The 17759-nt window shown below is 45.3% G+C and carries 21 protein-coding genes and 1 tRNA gene; 19 read left to right on the forward strand and 3 right to left on the reverse strand.

The features are described 5' to 3' along the window. Positions 1-18: 18 nt before the first annotated feature. Genes MKZ04_RS00135 through ssuD form a run of 3 tightly spaced genes read left to right on the forward strand, consistent with a single transcriptional unit; the run spans position 19 to position 2964 of the window. Entirely contained in the window at positions 19-987 is a 969-nt protein-coding gene (locus tag MKZ04_RS00135; RefSeq protein WP_186826200.1) for an aliphatic sulfonate ABC transporter substrate-binding protein, read from the forward strand. Further along, positions 984-1820, forward strand: a complete 837-nt coding sequence (locus MKZ04_RS00140) for an ABC transporter permease (protein ID WP_023856468.1) — start codon at positions 984-986, stop codon at positions 1818-1820. The genes MKZ04_RS00135 and MKZ04_RS00140 overlap by 4 nt, the downstream gene beginning before the upstream one ends. 13 nt (positions 1821-1833) lie before the next feature. Continuing rightward, a complete protein-coding gene (gene ssuD, locus MKZ04_RS00145; protein ID WP_341044994.1) occupies positions 1834-2964 on the forward strand; it encodes an FMNH2-dependent alkanesulfonate monooxygenase in 1131 nt (376 codons plus the stop codon). 30 nt (positions 2965-2994) lie between these two features. Here the strand turns inward: ssuD and MKZ04_RS00150 are convergent, their stop codons facing one another. Both MKZ04_RS00150 and MKZ04_RS00155 read right to left on the reverse strand, forming a co-directional pair. After that, a complete protein-coding gene (locus tag MKZ04_RS00150; RefSeq protein ID WP_020450659.1) occupies positions 2995-3453 on the reverse strand; it encodes a hypothetical protein in 459 nt (152 codons plus the stop codon). After that, the gene (locus MKZ04_RS00155; protein WP_020450660.1) at positions 3450-3656 is read right to left on the reverse strand and encodes a helix-turn-helix transcriptional regulator; all 207 of its coding nucleotides are present in this window, start codon (positions 3654-3656) and stop codon (positions 3450-3452) included. The genes MKZ04_RS00150 and MKZ04_RS00155 overlap by 4 nt, the downstream gene beginning before the upstream one ends. A 549-nt stretch (positions 3657-4205) precedes the next feature. Between MKZ04_RS00155 and MKZ04_RS00160 the strand changes: the two genes are divergently transcribed. The 7 genes from MKZ04_RS00160 (at position 4206) to MKZ04_RS00190 (ending at position 8478) form a co-directional block, all read left to right on the forward strand. Beyond that, positions 4206-4418, forward strand: coding sequence for a hypothetical protein (locus MKZ04_RS00160; RefSeq protein ID WP_020450662.1), 213 nt, complete (start codon positions 4206-4208; stop codon positions 4416-4418). Between the two features lie 106 nt (positions 4419-4524). Then, a complete protein-coding gene (locus MKZ04_RS00165; RefSeq protein WP_341044997.1) occupies positions 4525-5271 on the forward strand; it encodes an ABC transporter ATP-binding protein in 747 nt (248 codons plus the stop codon). Then, positions 5237-6706, forward strand: a complete 1470-nt coding sequence (locus MKZ04_RS00170) for a hypothetical protein (RefSeq protein ID WP_341044998.1) — start codon at positions 5237-5239, stop codon at positions 6704-6706. The genes MKZ04_RS00165 and MKZ04_RS00170 overlap by 35 nt, the downstream gene beginning before the upstream one ends. After that, positions 6696-7604: a PqqD family protein gene (locus tag MKZ04_RS00175; protein ID WP_020450665.1), complete on the forward strand. Its 909-nt coding sequence runs from the start codon at positions 6696-6698 to the stop codon at positions 7602-7604. The genes MKZ04_RS00170 and MKZ04_RS00175 overlap by 11 nt, the downstream gene beginning before the upstream one ends. Beyond that, a complete protein-coding gene (locus MKZ04_RS00180; protein WP_011197680.1) occupies positions 7601-7885 on the forward strand; it encodes a hypothetical protein in 285 nt (94 codons plus the stop codon). Before MKZ04_RS00175 ends, MKZ04_RS00180 begins: the two co-directional genes overlap by 4 nt. A 106-nt stretch (positions 7886-7991) precedes the next feature. Beyond that, positions 7992-8261: a 30S ribosomal protein S14 gene (gene rpsN / locus MKZ04_RS00185; RefSeq protein ID WP_341044999.1), complete on the forward strand. Its 270-nt coding sequence runs from the start codon at positions 7992-7994 to the stop codon at positions 8259-8261. A gap of 143 nt (positions 8262-8404) precedes the next feature. Continuing rightward, positions 8405-8478, forward strand: a tRNA-Gly gene (locus MKZ04_RS00190). Positions 8479-8586: 108 nt separating this feature from the next. Here the strand turns inward: MKZ04_RS00190 and MKZ04_RS00195 are convergent. Next, positions 8587-9216, reverse strand: coding sequence for a hypothetical protein (locus tag MKZ04_RS00195; protein WP_341045000.1), 630 nt, complete (start codon positions 9214-9216; stop codon positions 8587-8589). 80 nt (positions 9217-9296) lie between these two features. Between MKZ04_RS00195 and queG the strand changes: the two genes are divergently transcribed. The 9 genes from queG (at position 9297) to yhbH (ending at position 17713) form a co-directional block, all read left to right on the forward strand. Continuing rightward, positions 9297-10445 (forward strand): tRNA epoxyqueuosine(34) reductase QueG, encoded by a 1149-nt coding sequence (gene queG, locus MKZ04_RS00200; protein ID WP_328066539.1) that lies wholly within the window; start codon positions 9297-9299, stop codon positions 10443-10445. A 63-nt stretch (positions 10446-10508) separates the two neighbouring features. Further along, on the forward strand, positions 10509-11411 hold the full coding sequence (locus MKZ04_RS00205; RefSeq protein ID WP_023856472.1) for an amidase domain-containing protein: 903 nt from the start codon (positions 10509-10511) through the stop codon (positions 11409-11411). Between the two features lie 47 nt (positions 11412-11458). Continuing rightward, positions 11459-11932 carry a tRNA (uridine(34)/cytosine(34)/5-carboxymethylaminomethyluridine(34)-2'-O)-methyltransferase TrmL gene (gene trmL / locus MKZ04_RS00210; RefSeq protein ID WP_020450670.1) on the forward strand — a complete coding sequence of 158 codons (474 nt, stop codon included), beginning with the start codon at positions 11459-11461 and terminating at the stop codon, positions 11930-11932. Positions 11933-12031: 99 nt separating this feature from the next. Beyond that, positions 12032-12646: a YhbD family protein gene (locus tag MKZ04_RS00215; protein ID WP_023856473.1), complete on the forward strand. Its 615-nt coding sequence runs from the start codon at positions 12032-12034 to the stop codon at positions 12644-12646. Positions 12647-12661: 15 nt separating this feature from the next. Next, positions 12662-13372 carry a polymer-forming cytoskeletal protein gene (locus tag MKZ04_RS00220; protein ID WP_023856474.1) on the forward strand — a complete coding sequence of 237 codons (711 nt, stop codon included), beginning with the start codon at positions 12662-12664 and terminating at the stop codon, positions 13370-13372. A gap of 14 nt (positions 13373-13386) precedes the next feature. After that, a complete protein-coding gene (locus tag MKZ04_RS00225) occupies positions 13387-14088 on the forward strand; it encodes a hypothetical protein (protein ID WP_023856475.1) in 702 nt (233 codons plus the stop codon). A 37-nt stretch (positions 14089-14125) separates the two neighbouring features. Beyond that, complete coding sequence (locus MKZ04_RS00230) at positions 14126-14341, forward strand: hypothetical protein (protein ID WP_145625161.1); 216 nt, start codon at positions 14126-14128, stop codon at positions 14339-14341. A gap of 143 nt (positions 14342-14484) precedes the next feature. Continuing rightward, positions 14485-16380, forward strand: coding sequence for a serine/threonine protein kinase PrkA (gene prkA, locus MKZ04_RS00235; RefSeq protein WP_020450674.1), 1896 nt, complete (start codon positions 14485-14487; stop codon positions 16378-16380). Between the two features lie 166 nt (positions 16381-16546). Next, positions 16547-17713, forward strand: coding sequence for a sporulation protein YhbH (yhbH, locus tag MKZ04_RS00240; RefSeq protein WP_020450675.1), 1167 nt, complete (start codon positions 16547-16549; stop codon positions 17711-17713). The last annotated feature ends 46 nt before the right edge of the window (positions 17714-17759 follow it).

The raw sequence follows: 17759 nt of genomic DNA on the forward strand, positions 1-17759 counted from the left end.
AAAAAATGGCCGTTGTATATGCTGGGCTGCCTGATGCTTCTTGCGGGCTGTTCAGCAGCCCAATCAAGCGGAGGGGGCGGAGATTTAAAAGAGATCAACATCGGAGTGCAGCAAAGCTTAAGCCCGTTGCTCCTTGCGAAAGAAAAAGGCTGGTTTGAAAAAGAGTTCGCAAAAGAAGGGATTCAAGTGAAATGGACAGAGTTTCAAAGCGGTCCGCCGCAGTTTGAAGGTCTTGCCGCAGGTAAACTTGATTTTTCCCAGGTTGGAAATTCACCGGTGATCGCAGGGCAGGCGGCCGGCATTGATTTTAAAGAAATCGGTCTTTCGCAAGACGGTTTAAAGGCGAACGGCATTCTTGTGAAAAAAGGGAGCGGCATCGATGACATAAAAGATTTGAAAGGAAAGAAGGTGGCGGTGGCAAAAGGCAGCAGCGGGTTCGATTTTCTGTATAAAGTGATCGATAAAGCAGGTCTGGAGCCAACAGACGTCAACATCATTCAGCTTCAGCCTGACGAAGCCATGCCGGCATTTGACAGCGGCGCGATTGATGCATGGTCGATTTGGGAGCCGTTTTTGTCTCTTAAAACGATCAAAAGTGACGCGGCAATATTGGTTGACGGGGAACAAATCGACAAGTATTCCCCGGGTTTTACGCTTGTACGAAGCGAATTTGCCGAGAAGTATCCTGATGAGGTGATCCGTTTTCTGAAGGTGTATGACAAGGCCGTGAAATGGCATAAAAACCATAAGAAAGAAGCGGTTGAAGCGTATGCGAAAATTAAAAATCTCGACAAAAAGGTCGTTGAAAACGTGCTGAATAACACCGAACCGTTAAATGAGCCGATCACAGACCGCATTATTGAAACGCAGCAGGAGACTGCCGATTTTCAATTTAAATTAAAAGCGATTAACAAAGAGATTGATGTAAAAGAAGTGGTTGACAATTCATTTATTAAAAAAGCGCTGAAAGGAGGAGATGACAGATGAGGGCTGTTTCATCAAGCACCCCCTCGATCCAGCCGAAAGCAGGCGCAAAACTGAGACCGGCCGCTTTTCGGCTGGCATGGGGGAAGGGAATTGTATTACCTGTGATATTGATTTTATTATGGCAGCTTGTCGGGACATTTGAGCTCATATCAAAAACCGTGCTTCCGGCTCCTTTAGATATATTGCTTACATTTCGGGATCTCATCGTATCAGGAGAGCTTTTCACTCATTTAGGCATCAGCATTCAGCGCGCCGCGCTCGGCTTTTTCCTGGGAGCCGGACTCGGGCTCCTGCTGGGGCTTGTAATCGGCTTTTCAAAAATCGCCGAGGATTATCTCGATCCCTCTCTGCAAATGCTGAGAACCGTTCCGCATCTCGCCGTCACGCCGCTGTTTATCTTATGGTTCGGTTTCGACGAACTGTCAAAGGTGCTCTTGATCGCGCTCGGCGCCTTCTTCCCGGTATATATCAACACATTTTCAGGAATTAGGGGCGTCGATTCGAAACTGTTCGATGTGGCGAGAGTATTGGAGTTCCATTGGCTGAAGCAGGTGACTAAGCTGATTCTTCCCGCGTCGCTTCCGAACATCCTCTTAGGCATCCGCCTGTCGCTCGGTGTTTCGTGGCTGGGCCTTGTTGTTGCCGAACTGATGGGATCAAGCGCGGGAGTCGGCTATATGATTATGGATGCCAGACAGTTTTCACAAACCGATAAGGTGTTTGTCGGAATTTTGATTTTCGCAGCCGTCGGCAAGCTGACGGATTCATTCGTCAGAATTCTGGAGAAAAAGTGCCTTGGCTGGAGAAACAGCTATCAAGGTAATCAAAAGTAAAGGGGAGATCTTTTTGGACATTTTATGGTTTATTCCTACTCATGGGGACGGACGTTATCTCGGCACAGACACGGGAGGCAGAGCCGCAGATCACACCTATTTTCAGCAGGTAGCGCAAGCGGCTGACCGGCTTGGGTATACAGGGGTTCTTTTGCCGACGGGAAGATCGTGCGAAGATCCGTGGATTACCGCCGCCGCTCTGGCGTCAGTCACGAAAAATCTGAAGTTTTTAGTCGCTGTAAGACCCGGTTTGATGCAGCCGTCGGTTGCGGCGCGGATGGCTTCCACATTCGACCGGCTTGCAGAGGGCAGACTCCTCATCAATGTGGTCGCCGGCGGTGATCCGTATGAATTAGCCGGCGACGGCCTGTTTATCAGCCATGATGAACGGTATGAAGCGACAAATGAGTTTCTCGACATATGGCGGTCGCTTTTAAAAGGCGAGACTGTCAGCTATTCGGGGAAACACTTGAAGACCGAAAACGGCCGCTTACTCTTTCCGCCCGCCCAACACCCTCATCCGACGATCTATTTTGGGGGCTCGTCAAAGGCCGGGCAGGAGACTGCCGCCAAACACGCGGATGTCTATTTAACATGGGGAGAGCCGCCCCATCTCGTTAAAGAAAAAATCCAATCTGTCAAAAGACAGGCTGAAAAAGAAGGGAGGAACGTCCGTTTTGGAATTAGACTGCACGTAATCGTCAGAGAAACGGAACAAGAGGCGTGGCAGGCGGCAAATAGACTGATCAGCCACTTGGATGATGAAACGATTGCCGCAGCCCAAAACGCGATGAAACGGACGGATTCATCAGGGCAAAAGAGGATGGTTCAGCTTCATCAGGGAAACAGAACCAATCTTGAGATCAGCCCGAATCTTTGGGCGGGCATCGGACTGGTCAGAGGCGGAGCGGGGACAGCGCTCGTCGGTGATCCGGAAACGGTGGCCTGCCGGATAAAAGAATATGCTGACCTCGGCATCGAATCCTTTATCTTCTCAGGTTATCCTCATCTTGAAGAAGCGTACCATTTTGCCGAAAAGGTCTTTCCGCTCCTTCCGTTTCGCCCGAAACTTCAAAGAAAAGCGTCTGGCGAAGTCATCGGAAATGACCATTTTCCGACGAGGCAAAAGGAAAAAACGATTTAAATAAAAAAACTCCAGACATTCTGGAGTTTTTTATCTGTTTTTATAAAATGAAAACATATACGAAAGATGCTGAATAATGATCAGCACAAAGATGACGATGATCGGGAAATACGGGATCCTGGCTTGGAAAAACGGGTAAAAGATCAATAGAAGCGCTGCGACTGGCATCGCCACATACAGCACGATATAAGATGTTCTGCATGCTTTTGCGGTAATCATCTGTTCTCTTTCATCCTGTTCTTTAAATTCGTCAGGAACGAGCATAAAGCGCTGCTTGCGTGAACCGCTTTTTTTCTCCAAGTATGTGTAAATCGAAAGCACGAGCCCAAAGAGAAGGATGGGAATCAGGTTAAAAACAAAATGGAGCTCTGAAGCGTTTGTTTTCAAGCTTTTGGCGATTTGTTCCGATGTGTGAAAAAAGGTTATAAACGTCCAGCATGCGAGTCCGAACAGAAGGATGTGAAAGAAAGTCCGTGTGATCATATTCATTCGTGTTTGCCTCCCTCTAACCAAAATACGTCTTCCATTTTTAATTGAAATTCCTCGCAAATTTTCAAAGCCAAAAGAAGCGACGGGATGTAATTGCCTTTTTCAATGGCCGCAACTGTCTGCCTTGTAACTCCGATCGCGTTTGCAAGGGCTTCCTGTGAATACCCGTACCTTGCTCTCAATTCTCTAACCCTGTTGTTCATCCTACCACCTGCAATTCTTCGTTTATATAGTATATTTGACATATTGTTAAATGGGTTTGACATAATGTTAACTTGATTTTACAATGTAATCAACATCTTTTGATCTAGGATCGCCAGGTTATTAACTGTAACATTTAAATTTATACATAAAATTAACAGAAATGGAATAGAGAAAATAGAATTATCTCACTTTTTGAAAAAAGGGACTTTGAGGGTATTTTGGGGTTCGGATTTCAGGAGAAGGAGGGTCTTATTAGCTGGTTCTTTTTCCTTAACATCCTTGAAAGACACGAGATTTATAAAAAGAAAAAATGAGAGAGAAAGAAGGAGGAGAAATAAGACAAAAAGATTATAAAGACATCATAAAGTGGAAACGGGGCTTTCATCTTCTCTTCCAAGCCGAAAAGCGTGGGCCATTAGATTGAAAAACCGCGAGATCCTTAAATAAATAGTTGGAACGTAGTGTTTATGAAATAGGAAATTTCATAGATTTCAGTATGATTTTGGATATGTTACTCTTTGGTTACTTGATAGAAAGGAGGGGGAAAAATGACATACGCAGCACCTCAGGTTGACTATTCTGTCAATCCGTCGATCGAAGATCAGGCTTGGTTCTTGGTGTTTGTTGCAGTGCTTTTGGCACTTGGCGCAACTGTTGTTCTTGGCGCCGCTGTATGGTGTGTAGTTAACGGAAACGGCAGCTTCACAGGATCCGTCCAATGGGTCAGCGGTTTGAAAGTCAACATTGAATGTAGGAAATAGCCATACTTAACGTATCTGTTCACAACAAGAGACATATTTGATGAGGCTTAACCGTCTGTGGGGGGCGGTTAAGTCTTCCTGACATTAATCATACCCTGGAGGCATTATGTTTATTATAGATAACCTATCTAAAACATATAAAAACAATGTGACTGCCGTTAGCGGGTTTCATATAAAGATTGAAAAAAACCAGATTGTCGCGATAGCGGGTCCGAACGGTTCAGGAAAGACGTCGATTATTAATTCCATTTTAGGAATCATTACGCCTAGTGAAGGAACCATTTTTTTGGATGACCTGCAGAACACGACGGCGGAATTCAAGCAAAAGCTGGCGTATGTTCCCGATGAACTGCTTTTGCCGGATGCCCTTTCAGCTGCCGAATATTTGGATTTTGTTTCTTCTATGTATAATTGTACATCAAATGAAAAGCGGAGACAATTAATTGAGCTTTTCGATATGAAAGAGGCTTTGCAGGAGCCGATTGAAACGTACTCACACGGAATGAAAAAAAAGACGCAGCTGATCGCTGCTTTTATGCTGGAGAGCGAATTTGTCATCATGGATGAGCCGTTTCGCGGGCTTGATATTGAAGCGGTCATCAATACGAAAAAGCTGATGAAGCGCTATGCGGCCACACAAGGATCGATACTGCTTGCGACTCATGACATGCTTTCTGCGGAAGAATTGTGCGATAAGATTGCGATTATTTCCAAAGGCGTCAAGATGGATGAAGGAAAAGTCAAAGAATTAAAGGTTAAATACAGCTGTAATTCGCTTGAAGAAGTGTTCTTGAAAGCTTCGATGCTGAGTGATAGGGGTGCGCATTTTGATCAAATCATTCGAAATTTCTAAAATGATGCTGAAAATGTGGCAGAAGGAAATGGGCAAGCTCTTAAATACCGGCACCAAAAAAATGATCGCCGCCCTTTTTTTAATTTTGGCGGTTGCGATGGGGAGCATCATTGGCTACAGCTTTACGGGGATGTTTTTAAGCGCTTTTCTGAATGGAGAAATTCGCTCACTCGGGTTGTTCGTGATTTCAATGTTCATGAACGTCTCGATTTTTACGTTTGTTTTCTTCATTTTATTTAAAGTAAGGACGCCTGAACAGAACAGCTTCTCCATGCAGCTGAGCTGGTTCCCGCTGACGGCTTTCGAGAGGAGTCTCGGATATTTTATTCCGTTTGCCGGCGCGGTTTCATTCCTTGTCCTGTTTATCATGTCTATTCTGCTGATTCCGAATTTTGTCGCCAGCGGTGTAGGCTTTTGGTTCGCTTTTACGTTTTTTGCCCTGCTTTTTGTGCAGATCATTTTTTTCTTTTCGCTTCTCAACCTTGTTTATAACCTGGTGTATATGGTGATCTTGAAATTCGGTTTTCCGCTGCAAAAATTTTTTTCAATGTTTGTTCTTGTCGTATTAGCTGTTATTTACGGATTCACCTCTTTTGATCTGGGGAAGATTCAGAACGCTTATTCAACCTTTGATTATAATCTGACATATTTTGCAGCGCCGCTGTTTCTCGTGCTGAACGGTCAGTCGGCAGGCGCCGGAATCATACTGGTGGTGCTGATCTTGGCAACCGCAGTAACTGCTTCGTTTATGTCGCTGAATGTTGTGCCGATCCTCACTGAAAAAAAATCATCCAAACTGTTTTCATTTATTAAAATCCCGTCGTCAAAACCGCTGTCTTTGGCGGTGAAAGAAATAAAATCACAGGCCAGAAATGAAGAAAATATTTTAAACTTCATTTTTTTACTTTTGGCTCTATGCTTTTTAAAATACAAATTTCAGTTCGGATTTACCGGGGAGAGCTATTTGGTGCTTGGAGGCGTGACGGGCATCATCGCCTTCAATTCATATGGGAATGATCTGCGGATGATGCAGGTGTACAAGGCGATGCACTTGAAAATAACAACGGTTTTGTGGTCAAAGTATCTCGGGCTGTGTGTGCTTGGCCTCATTCAACTCTGCTTGTTTTCCGTGTTGACGTGGACTTTTCCTGAGAGCTTTGCGGTCTTTGTAAAGACGATTGCCGTGCTATTAAACGCAATTGCGATGTTCTATTTAGCGGGCATTATTTTTCCGCTTGACCGCAACAACCCTTATATGGGGATCTTCTCTTTCGGAATGCTCCTCATCTTTATGATTCCGCTGTTTTTCATCGTGAATTATGCGGTCGATAAAGTCACGGGCGAAGCGCTGCTGTTTCTCATACCGTGTCTCGAATTACTGCTGATCCTGCTGTTATACGGAGGGTTTAAATGGAGGTACCATTATGATCATTAGGATGTTGAAAGCATTGGTCGGAATCAAAAAAATTCCCTATTTTCCAGAGCATGTGAAGCTGGATCGGAAGCATATTTCAGATCGTGATCTCGATGCGGATTTTCCCATCAACCCGACAGCCTATCAAATGCTGAAAGAAGTCGACGGAAAAAAAGACGAACTGGAGATAGCCGGGGATCTGGCCGGCGTCTTTCGCGTCAGTGAAGAGGTGTTGCTAAAGGATTTGCACCAATTGCTGACAGGGCTCAACCGCAACTATTTAATCAATTGGAAGTACGGTGAACGCCCGTCTTTCCTCGGTTTTCTCTATCAGTTTTTCGGCCAGTACCATATTCGCTACAAGGAAAGGTTTTCAAGCGATTCTGATTCATTTCTGTTTTTGTACATGAAATTTCTTCATGTGATTTCTAAGAAAATTATTGTTTTCTGGCTCGTCTTTTTGATGCTGTCGCTTTCGGCTTACATTTTCGTTCCGGACGGTTCAATCATCAGCATTGCCGCTTATTTTTCCGTCATCTATTTCGGGTTGATCACCGGCACAGCACTTCATGAAGTGGTGCACGGCATCGCGCACCGGAAATTTGTCGGAAAAAACGGGCCTCAAGGGTTTTTAGCGGCTGATATGATGTCCGTCAAATTTATCAGGCCTGTCATATCGCCGTATGATAAAAAGTCGATTTGGATTACGGCGTTGGGGCCGCTTATACCAGGGGCGCTCGGAATAGCCGGCGTGCTGTTTACGATCTTTTTTCTTCAGGAAAACGCGGTCTCGGTCGGCATGCTTCTGTTCTTTTCCACTTATGCTCTGCATATGATGTATCTGCTTCCGTTTATGGGTGACGGAAAGTCGATTATGAAACAGCTGATGATCAGAGGAATTGGAGGTAAATCATCATGAATACAAACTCTTTAAAGCAGGGACTAATCTTTGCCAGTTTCTCAAGCTTTCTCGCATTTCCGATGCTTGCGGCTGCGCTTTTGTTTTATCATCTTTTTTCAAATCAAACGAGCAACGATATCCTGTTTAACAGTTTGTCGTTTGTCATGGAGAGCGAATCGGCTTTTTCATTCCAGGTGAAGCCCAACTTTTTCTTCATTATGATCGGGCTGTTTATCGGCATTTTTATTATAACGGCCGCGATTTCATCAATTTATCAGAAAAAAAAGGGTGAATCTTAAAAGAGCTTGCTACTTGAGGCAGGCTTTTTTTATTTGCATCGGAAGACGGGTTGTGATAAATTTAAATCGTAATCATTACGCTTTATTGAGAAGGAGGATACTCAGAGTGGCCAAGAAATCAAAAATTGCTAAAGAAAAAAAGCGCCAAAAGCTTGTTGAACAATATGCGGAACTCAGAAAAGAACTAAAAGAAAAAGGCGATTACAGAGCTTTTAGCAAGCTTCCGCGCGACTCGGCGCCATCAAGGCTGCATAACCGCTGCGAAGTGACCGGAAGGCCGAGAGGATATATGAGAAAGTTTAAAATGTCGCGGATCGCGTTCAGAGAGTTAGCGTATAAAGGCCAGGTACCAGGTGTGAAGAAATCCAGCTGGTAATCTGTCAATGTCCGGAAAAAAGCTGCCGATGTTCATATCGGCGGCTTTTTTTCGACAAATTTTTAATATACCCTTGACGAAATTTTAATAAACGTGTAACATAATAAAAGTCAAAACGATGATGTTGTTTTTAGAGATCATATGCGGGTGTAGTTTAGTGGTAAAACCTCAGCCTTCCAAGCTGATGTCGTGGGTTCGATTCCCATCACCCGCTCCATACATACTGTTTATAACGCAGTGTTTCGTTTCTCAGATTAAACGAAGCATTGCGTTTTTTCATGTATGAAATCATCGTAAAAAACCTGCTCTCTTTAAGAACAGGTTTTTAAGGAAAGACGGTTGAGATATGTTCGCCGCCGTGAATTTGTTCGAACATTTTTGTTAAAGACTCGAGCAGGTGGCGGGATTCTTCTATAGATAATGAGGGCCTGAAAAAGACGAGCTGCAAGGCATCTTTTGTATCCGTTCCTGCATGATGAAAGCTGAGGTTTCCGGTGATCGTGCCGAATGCTCCAGCATCATCGGAGAACGTGATGATCTCGCCGGGACTTCCGGGTTCGATTTTGATCGGACCGTTTAATTTCCGGGCATCATATATATGAACCGGTATCAAATATTTGAGGGAGAAAAAACGGCTCAAATCAATCGCTGAATTTTCCGGCTCAACAAAGCGCTGTTCTTTGATATCTTTCAGCATCCGTTCGAGTCCGCTTTCCCGTCCTGAATAAGACGGGTTCAGCTCACGGAAGGCATCATGCCATTCTTTAACGGCCGATTCATCTTCGGGACTGCGATCGGCATAGTCAAAAAACAGCGATTCCTGAAAAAGGCGGAGCCGGCCTTTGAGCATTTGCGGGGAGCCGGTGATCTCAATATCTTGATATAACACAGCGCCAACCTTAAATGAAGGAATGCGGTTTAAAATAGCAGGCGCGATTTGCAAACGAAGTTCCAATTTAAATTCATCTCCCGTGTCATGGTACACTCTATTATACAGAGAGCGAAAACGAAAACAAAGAAAGGAGGCTCTGCACGATGGATGTGAAAAAACTGAAACAGGATGTCATCGAATTCGCACAGGAAATCGGCATCGATAAAATCCGGTTCGCCAGTGCAGATACTTTTGAAACATTAAAAGAACGATTGATTGAGAACCGGACCCTCGGCTATGAATCAGGCTTTGAAGAACCCGATCTTGAAAAGCGGACGAACCCGGATCTGCTTTTGCCGAAGGCGAAATCGATCATCGCCATCGCCCTTGCTTACCCTTCAAAAATGAAAGATGCGCCGAGAAGCAAGAAAGGCGAACGGAGGGGCATCTTTTGCAGAGCTTCCTGGGGAAAGGATTATCATCATGTCCTGAGGGAAAAGCTTGATCAGCTGGAAGAATTTTTGAAAGCGCAGCGCAGCGATGTCAGAACGAAATCGATGGTTGACACCGGTGAGCTGTCAGACAGAGCTGTCGCAGAGCGCGCGGGCATCGGCTGGAGCGGAAAGAACTGCATGATCATTACGCCTGAATTCGGGTCTTACGTTTACTTGGCGGAAATGATTACGAATATTCCGTTCGAGCCTGATGAGAGAATCGAAGATCAATGCGGCTCATGCAACAAATGTATCGAGGCATGCCCGACCGGTGCGCTCGTCAACCCCGGGCAGCTCAACTCCCAGCGCTGCATCGCTTTTCAGACGCAGACAAAAGGTTTTCTGCCCGACGAGTTCCGTACGAAAATCGGGAACAGGATCTACGGCTGTGATACGTGCCAGATGGTATGCCCGAAAAATAAAGGGGTCGATTTTCATCTGCATCCTGAAATGGAGCCGGACCCTGAGATTGCCAAGCCGCTTTTAAAACCGCTTCTGACGATGTCGAATCGCGAATTTAAAGAAAAGTTCGGCCACGTGGCCGGCTCATGGAGAGGCAAAAAGCCGATTCAGAGAAATGCGATTATCGCACTTGCCCATTTTAAAGAAACGGACGCTCTCCCTGAACTGATTGAGATGATGCACAAAGATCCGCGGCCGGTCATCAGGGGAACCGCCGCATGGGCGGTCGGAAAGATCGGCGGAGCGGATGTGATGGGTGAATTGGAGCGCGCGCTCGCGCACGAGCAGGATGAAGAAGCAAAAGCTGAAATCCAAAAAGGCATCGGCCTTTTAAAAGAAACGAGTGCGACTAATTGAGGGCTGTCCTGACATATGTTTAATGATGAGAAATGAATTAACAAACATATGGTGGTGTAGCCCTTGAAACAGATCATCGAGCAGCTCCTGAAAGCCAGACTTCATTACTTAATCAACGGCAATGATGAAACAAACTGGCAGGATGCCGGGGGTTTTGAAGTCATTGAACGGAAGCGGAGGCTTTTTCAAAACCGCGGCGTGCAGATCGTGAAGGCCAATATGAAAGCAGCTGTAAAAGAGCACTGGCTTGATGAAGACGGCGCGTCGCATGTGAACTATCAAACCCATACCGCATACTTGTGCAAAGACGGGGATGATATGTATATGGAAGAACATATTGAAGACAGAAGCGCCATTTTGTATGATCAGATGGTCATCAAAGACTCCAAGGCCCCGCGTCCGGCCGCACAGTCTTATCCTGACCCTGAAAGCGGCGATGATGAGATGCGCGAATTGCTGGGAAGGGCGTTCCGCTATGACCGGCTGGCCGCGGTGCGCTATGCAGAAACGTATTGGAATAAACGAAATCCCGCTTACAAAAACTTTGAAGACAATTGCACAAACTTTATTTCCCAGTGCATAAGGGCCGGAGATGCGCCGATGCGCGGCTATCCGAACAGAGGAAAAGGCTGGTGGATGCAAAACCATTCCTGGAGTTACAGCTGGACTGTCGCTCATTCGCTCAGAACCTTTTTGAAGCAGTCAAAAGCCGGCCTCCGAGCGGTTCAAAAGCGGGCCGCGAAAGAGCTGATCGAAGGCGATGTCATTTGCTATGATTTTAACGGAGACGGAAGATTTGACCACGTGGCTCTTGTGACGGCAAAGGATAAAAGCAATATGCCGCTGGTGAACGCGCAAACGCACGACTGCCGGATGAGGTACTGGTCTTACGAGGATTCGCCTGCTTATACTTCATCGATTCGATATGCGTTTTTTCATATATCAGATGATACGACAAAATCGTAATGAGTGGTATAATAAACAGCGGATCAGAAAAACAGAGGTGAATACTTTTGGCATTGCATGTCGTACTATATCAACCAGAAATTCCTGCAAACACAGGAAATATCGCACGGACTTGTGCAGCAACAGATACAACGCTTCATTTAATCAGACCGCTCGGTTTTTCAACAGACGATAAAATGCTCAAGCGGGCAGGTCTTGATTATTGGGAATTCGTCAATGTCGTCTACCACGACTCATTGGACGAATTGTTTAATGCCCATCCTGACGGCCGTTTTTTCTTCATTACAAAATTCGGTCAAAAACCGCACACTTCATTTGATTATTCAGATCAAAACGAAGATCACTTCTTTGTCTTCGGACGAGAGACGAACGGCTTGCCGAAAGAGCTGATCGAACAAAACATGGATCGCTGTCTGCGCCTGCCGATGACAGAGCATGTCAGATCACTGAACTTATCAAATACTGCAGCAATCCTCGTGTACGAGGCGCTTCGCCAGCAGAATTACAGAGATTTGACTTAAGCTTTATCAGGAAAAGAGCCCTTTTTAACAGAGGGTTCTTTTTTTTACTTTCTAATGTAACAGTGTTATGTTACAATGTGTGTAAAGGAGCTGAAACAGATGGTTCAGGATGATTTAATTTCAAAAAAAGAGCTGCTGGATTTGACTTCGATCTCATACGGGCAGCTCTATAGATGGAAACGGAAAAATTTAATACCGGAAGAGTGGTTTATCCGGAAATCGACGTTCACCGGACAAGAAACGTTTTTTCCGAAGGAAGACATTTTAAAAAGAATCGAAACCATTCAAAGCATGAAAGAAAATCTTTCCCTTGATGAAATGGCGGAAATGTTTACACCCGGTCTGTCCGAACTTAGCGCGAGCCGCGGGGAACTGCTTGAAAAAGGCATCGTTTCACAAGCGGTCATGACGTTTTTTGAAGAATGCACCGGAAAGCGCGATGATCCATTTCATCTGACAGAAGCGCTTGCGGCTTATGTGCTGGAAGGCCTGCTCCAATCCGGCGACATCAGCCTGGATGAAGGAAAAATGGTGCTGGATGTCATCATGTCACACGAGGCGGAGAACAAAGGGAGGCTGATTGTGCTTCGGAAGCTCGGCATTGCAACATGTCTGATCACCGAGGGCAGCATCGTGTTGGAAAAAGGAGTCAAGGTCGCCGCTGACATCAATCTGGCAGCGAGCAGCGAAGAATTGAAAACAAAATTCATGTAAATGGAGGATCAAAAGATGGAGAATTTATTGATAAACGGATTTGGCAATTCAGGCGGAGGCACGTATCAAACGGTTGAATTAAACGGCAAAGGAACGATTAACGGCGATATTGACTGCGAAAGGTTCAGCTGCAGCGGCACCGGGACTGTAAACGGAGACGTGAAAGCGGGTGAGCTGAGAATCAGCGGCCACGCCAAACTAAACGGCGCAATCGCAGCTTCCAAGGTCAGAATCGACGGTTCTGCAAAGGTGGATGGCGATGTCGAAGCAGAACAGCTTAAAGTCTTAGGCTATGCCGGCATTAGCGGACATGTGAAAGGCGACGAAGCAATCGTTCGCGGAAAAACGTCAATCGGCAAAGACTGCGAAGTGGAACATTTTACTGCGGAAGGCTATTTTACAATCGACGGGCTTTTAAACGCGGAACAAATTGAGATTAAGGTTCACGGCGGTGAAAGTAAAGTGAAAGAAATCGGGTGCCGGCGGATCGTCTGCACTGCACATCAATCGAAGCTGTTCTCGTTTTTAACGCCGCTTATTTCTCCTCCGAGACTGTCTGCCGAGCTGATTGAAGGGGATCAAATTGAACTCGCCAATACGGCCGCGAAAGTTGTCCGGGGCAATTCGGTTATCATCGGCGAAAATTGCGACATCGACCTGATTGAGTATAAGGAAGATATCCGGGTGGCGGAAACGGCAAAAGTCGGAGAGAGAAGGAAAATATAGCGGAGGGATAGGACATGAAGAAACACGACTTGAAAATACACGGCTCCGGAAATGCCGGAGGCGGATCATTCCATCATGTTCTCATCAGAGGTGAAGGAACGATCACAGGAAACATTGAATGTGAAAAATTCAGTACACACGGCACAAGCGAATTGTCAGGCGATGCGACAATCAAAAGCTTTAGTGTACACGGGGAAACAGAGATCCGGGGGAGGCTGAAAGCTGACAAAGCCAGAGTGTACGGGACGGCGGATGTTTCTGAGGACGCCGACATCAGCGATGCAGCCGTAAAAGGCATTATCAATATCGGGGGTAATATGGCGGCTGAAACGTGCGATGTCAAAGGCGCACTGAACGTAAGAGGCGATTGTGAGGCAGAGGATTTTACACTGACGGGCAGCTTGGACGTAAAGGGTCTGCTGAACGCCGGCGCGATTGACATCGGCTTAAAGTTCGGAAACAGTTCGATTGGCGATATCGGCGGCACGCATATTAAGATTGTCAAAAAACGCGGGCTCTTGTTTAATAGAAACGGAGGTTTTCTCTCAGCAGGGACAATCGAAGGAGATGATATTTACCTGGAAAACACGGAGGCCCGCATGGTCAGGGGAAACCGCGTGCATATAGGGCCCGGATGCAAGATTGAGAAAGTTGAATACAAAAGCAGCTGCCGGGTATCTCCTAAGTCTGAAGTGAATAAAGATCAACAGGAATAAAACAGTGTTATGTTACGAAAAAAGGATGGCTTCAAAAGTGAGCCATCCTTTTTCCTTTGAATTTTATTTGCCGGGTTTGCTTTCGTATCCGGCAGTAAAAATGGATACGAGGAACGCGAGGATGACCCCCATCATGATCAACGTTCTCATTAAAATCCCTCCTCATCCTTATTCCCTTGTTGTCATCTGCACCGATGCCGTCAGCCGTACCGCAGGAGCACTTGCGGACGGAACTTTTCTGCTCTTATTATGAATGGTTTGCTCCATCCTTGTCAATTCGAGGAAAGTACATTTCATTTTTTATATGAAAAGCATCTAAAGGGACATCTCCGCATAGATTGAATGTAACAGTGATTCACTTGGCACCTTGCATTTATCATCATATAGGAGGTTCTTATGGATATATTAAAAAAGATTGAACAGTATAGAGAGGAAGAGCAGCGTCTGAAATGGGAAGGAACCTTCGCTGAATATTTAGAAATCGTAAAGGAAAATCCGACTGTCGCGCAATCTGCTCATTCCCGCGTTTACAATATGATTAAAGACAGCGGCATTGAAGAGAAAGACGGGAAAAAAGTATACAGCTTCTTTGACAAAGAGCTGTTTGGTCTTGAAGAGCCTTTGGAACGCCTAGTTGAAGAATACTTTCATCCGGCCGCGAAGCGCCTTGATGTCAGAAAAAGAATCCTGCTTTTGATGGGGCCTGTCAGCGGGGGAAAGTCGACTTTGGTCACCATGCTGAAAAGGGGGCTTGAAGCATACTCTCTTACAGATGAAGGGGCTGTCTACGCGATTCAGGGCTGTCCAATGCACGAAGATCCACTTCATCTAATTCCTCAGCATCTGCGGGACGATTTTTACAATGAATACGGCATCCGCATTCAAGGCAACCTGTCCCCGTTGAACATGATGAGACTGGAACAGGAATACGGCGGAAGAATAGAAGACGTGAAGGTTGAAAGAATCTTTTTTTCAGAGGATAAACGGACGGGGATCGGCACGTTCAGTCCGTCGGACCCTAAATCGCAGGATATCGCTGATCTGACGGGAAGCATTGATTTTTCGACGATTGCCGAATACGGATCGGAATCCGATCCGCGCGCATACCGGTTCGACGGAGAATTAAACAAAGCGAACAGAGGAATGATGGAATTTCAGGAGATGCTGAAATGCGATGAAAAATTCCTCTGGCATCTTTTATCGCTTACACAGGAAGGGAATTTCAAGGCGGGCCGGTTCGCGCTCATCTCAGCGGATGAATTGATCGTAGCCCACACGAATGAAACCGAATACCGTTCATTTATATCCAATAAGAAAAACGAAGCGCTCCATTCGCGGATTATCGTCATGCCGATTCCATATAATTTAAAAGTATCAGAAGAAGAAAGAATTTATGAAAAAATGATCGCTGAAAGCGATGTGTCTGATGTTCATATTGCGCCGCACACGCTAAAAGTGGCTGCGATGTTTTCGATTTTGACGAGGCTGAAAGAGCCGAAGCGGTCAGACATTGATCTTGTCAAAAAAATGAGGCTGTATGACGGAGAGAGTGTTGAAGGCTACAATTCTGTCGATGTCGAGGATTTGAAAAAAGAATACACTGACGAAGGAATGAGCGGAATCGATCCGCGCTATGTCATCAACCGGATCTCGTCGACGATCATCCGCAAAAACATGGAATCGATCAATGCGCTTGATGTCCTCCGTTCTTTAAAAGAAGGGCTTAGCCAGCATCCGTCGATTTCGGCAGAAGACCGCGAGCGTTATTTGAACTTTATTTCCGCCGCCAGAAAAGAATACGACGAAATGGCGAAGAAAGAAGTCCAAAAAGCGTTTGTGTACTCTTATGAGGAATCTGCGAAAACGCTGATGGACAATTATCTTGATAATGTCGAAGCGTACTGCAATAAAATTAAGCTTCGCGATCCGCTGACGGGAGAAGAAATGAATCCGGATGAAAAGCTGATGAGGTCAATAGAAGAACAAATCGGCATTTCCGAAAATGCGAAAAAGGCATTCCGCGAAGAAATTCTCATTCGCATTTCTGCCTATGCAAGAAAAGGGAAACGGTTTGACTATAATTCGCATGAGCGGCTCAGAGAAGCCATTCAGAAAAAGCTGTTCGCAGACTTGAAAGATGTCGTCAAAATCACGACATCGACAAAAACGCCGGACGAACAGCAGCTCAAGAAAATCAACGAGGTCGTCGCCCGTCTCATTGATGAGCACGGCTACAACTCGACTAGCGCAAACGAACTCTTAAAATATGTAGGAAGCTTATTAAACCGGTAACTTGAAGACCCGTCCGGAGAAGGGCGGGTCCTTTTGTCCCATTTTCAAAATTGTTTGTCAAAAGTTATTTGCACCTGCATAAGATAACAATAAACATTTTAGACTTGCATCCGCAGGGCTATAAACCGAAGCCATTTAAGGGGATTATCAATAAGGAGGGGAATTCATGTCCCATAAAGACAATGGCCATTTTATTATTTCTCAGGAAGACTGGTCCCTCCACCGAAAAGGGTATGATGACCAACAGCGTCACCAGAAAAAGGTGCAGGACGCGATCAAAAACAATCTGCCTGACCTGATTACAGAAGAAAGCATTATTATGTCCAACGGCAAAGATGTTGTCAAAATTCCGATTCGATCGTTAGATGAGTATAAAATCCGCTATAACTATGATAAAAATAAACATGCCGGCCAGGGAGACGGCGACAGCGAGGTAGGAGATATCGTCGCAAGGGACGGTTCGGATAAACGGGGCGCCGGCAAAGGCCAGGGAGCGGGCGATCAGGCCGGTGAAGATTATTATGAAGCTGAAGTTTCGTTAATCGATTTGGAAGAGGCGCTCTTCAGCGAAATGGAACTGCCGAATTTAGAACAAAAAGAACGGGATGATATCGTTGTCGAAGATATTGAGTTCAACGATATCCGCAAAACGGGTTTGACCGGTAATATCGATAAGAAAAGAACGATGCTCAGCGCTTTTAAGCGAAATGCAATGACGGGAAAACCTTCATTTTATCCGATCTACCCCGAAGACTTAAAATTTAAAACGTGGAATGACTCCGTAAAGCCGGAATCAAAAGCCGTTGTGCTCGCAATGATGGATACGAGCGGATCGATGGGCGTTTGGGAAAAATATATGGCGCGAAGCTTTTTCTTTTGGATGACACGTTTTTTACGGACAAAGTATGAAACGGTCGATATTGAGTTTATCGCCCATCACACTGAAGCCAAAGTGGTATCAGAAGAAGATTTCTTTTCGAAAGGGGAAAGCGGGGGCACGATTTGTTCATCTGTATACCGCAAATCCCTCGAACTGATTGAAGACAAATACCATCCGACACGCTATAACATTTATCCGTTTCATTTTTCGGACGGCGATAATTTGACATCCGACAATGCGCGTTGCGTTAAGCTTGTCGGAGAGATTATGGAGAAAGCGAATATCTTTTGCTATGGCGAAGTCAACCAGTACAACAGACATTCAACGTTAATGTCAGCCTACAAAAATATTAAAAACGAAAAATTCAAGTATTATGTGCTGAAACAGAAAGCCGATGTTTTTCAGGCTCTGAAGAGCTTCTTCAGCAATGAAGAACGGCATCAATATACATGAAAAAACGCGATTGAAACCTCCGGCAGCGGAGGTTTTTTGTTTGGAA

Origin of the sequence: Bacillus sp. FSL W7-1354, from assembly GCF_038002405.1 — a bacterium.
GTDB lineage: Bacteria > Bacillota > Bacilli > Bacillales > Bacillaceae > Bacillus > Bacillus paralicheniformis.

Coding starts and splice junctions, on each gene's coding strand:
- queG (WP_328066539.1), top strand. CDS start 9,297: ATGGATGTGAAAAAACTGAAACAGGATGTCATCGAATTCGCACAGGAA.
- MKZ04_RS00135 (WP_186826200.1), top strand. CDS start 19: ATGCTGGGCTGCCTGATGCTTCTTGCGGGCTGTTCAGCAGCCCAATCA.
- MKZ04_RS00180 (WP_011197680.1), top strand. CDS start 7,601: ATGAATACAAACTCTTTAAAGCAGGGACTAATCTTTGCCAGTTTCTCA.
- prkA (WP_020450674.1), top strand. CDS start 14,485: ATGGATATATTAAAAAAGATTGAACAGTATAGAGAGGAAGAGCAGCGT.
- MKZ04_RS00175 (WP_020450665.1), top strand. CDS start 6,696: ATGATCATTAGGATGTTGAAAGCATTGGTCGGAATCAAAAAAATTCCC.
- MKZ04_RS00215 (WP_023856473.1), top strand. CDS start 12,032: ATGGTTCAGGATGATTTAATTTCAAAAAAAGAGCTGCTGGATTTGACT.
- yhbH (WP_020450675.1), top strand. CDS start 16,547: ATGTCCCATAAAGACAATGGCCATTTTATTATTTCTCAGGAAGACTGG.
- MKZ04_RS00160 (WP_020450662.1), top strand. CDS start 4,206: ATGACATACGCAGCACCTCAGGTTGACTATTCTGTCAATCCGTCGATC.
- MKZ04_RS00220 (WP_023856474.1), top strand. CDS start 12,662: ATGGAGAATTTATTGATAAACGGATTTGGCAATTCAGGCGGAGGCACG.
- MKZ04_RS00225 (WP_023856475.1), top strand. CDS start 13,387: ATGAAGAAACACGACTTGAAAATACACGGCTCCGGAAATGCCGGAGGC.
- MKZ04_RS00165 (WP_341044997.1), top strand. CDS start 4,525: ATGTTTATTATAGATAACCTATCTAAAACATATAAAAACAATGTGACT.
- MKZ04_RS00140 (WP_023856468.1), top strand. CDS start 984: ATGAGGGCTGTTTCATCAAGCACCCCCTCGATCCAGCCGAAAGCAGGC.
- MKZ04_RS00150 (WP_020450659.1), bottom strand. CDS start 3,453: ATGAATATGATCACACGGACTTTCTTTCACATCCTTCTGTTCGGACTC.
- MKZ04_RS00155 (WP_020450660.1), bottom strand. CDS start 3,656: ATGAACAACAGGGTTAGAGAATTGAGAGCAAGGTACGGGTATTCACAG.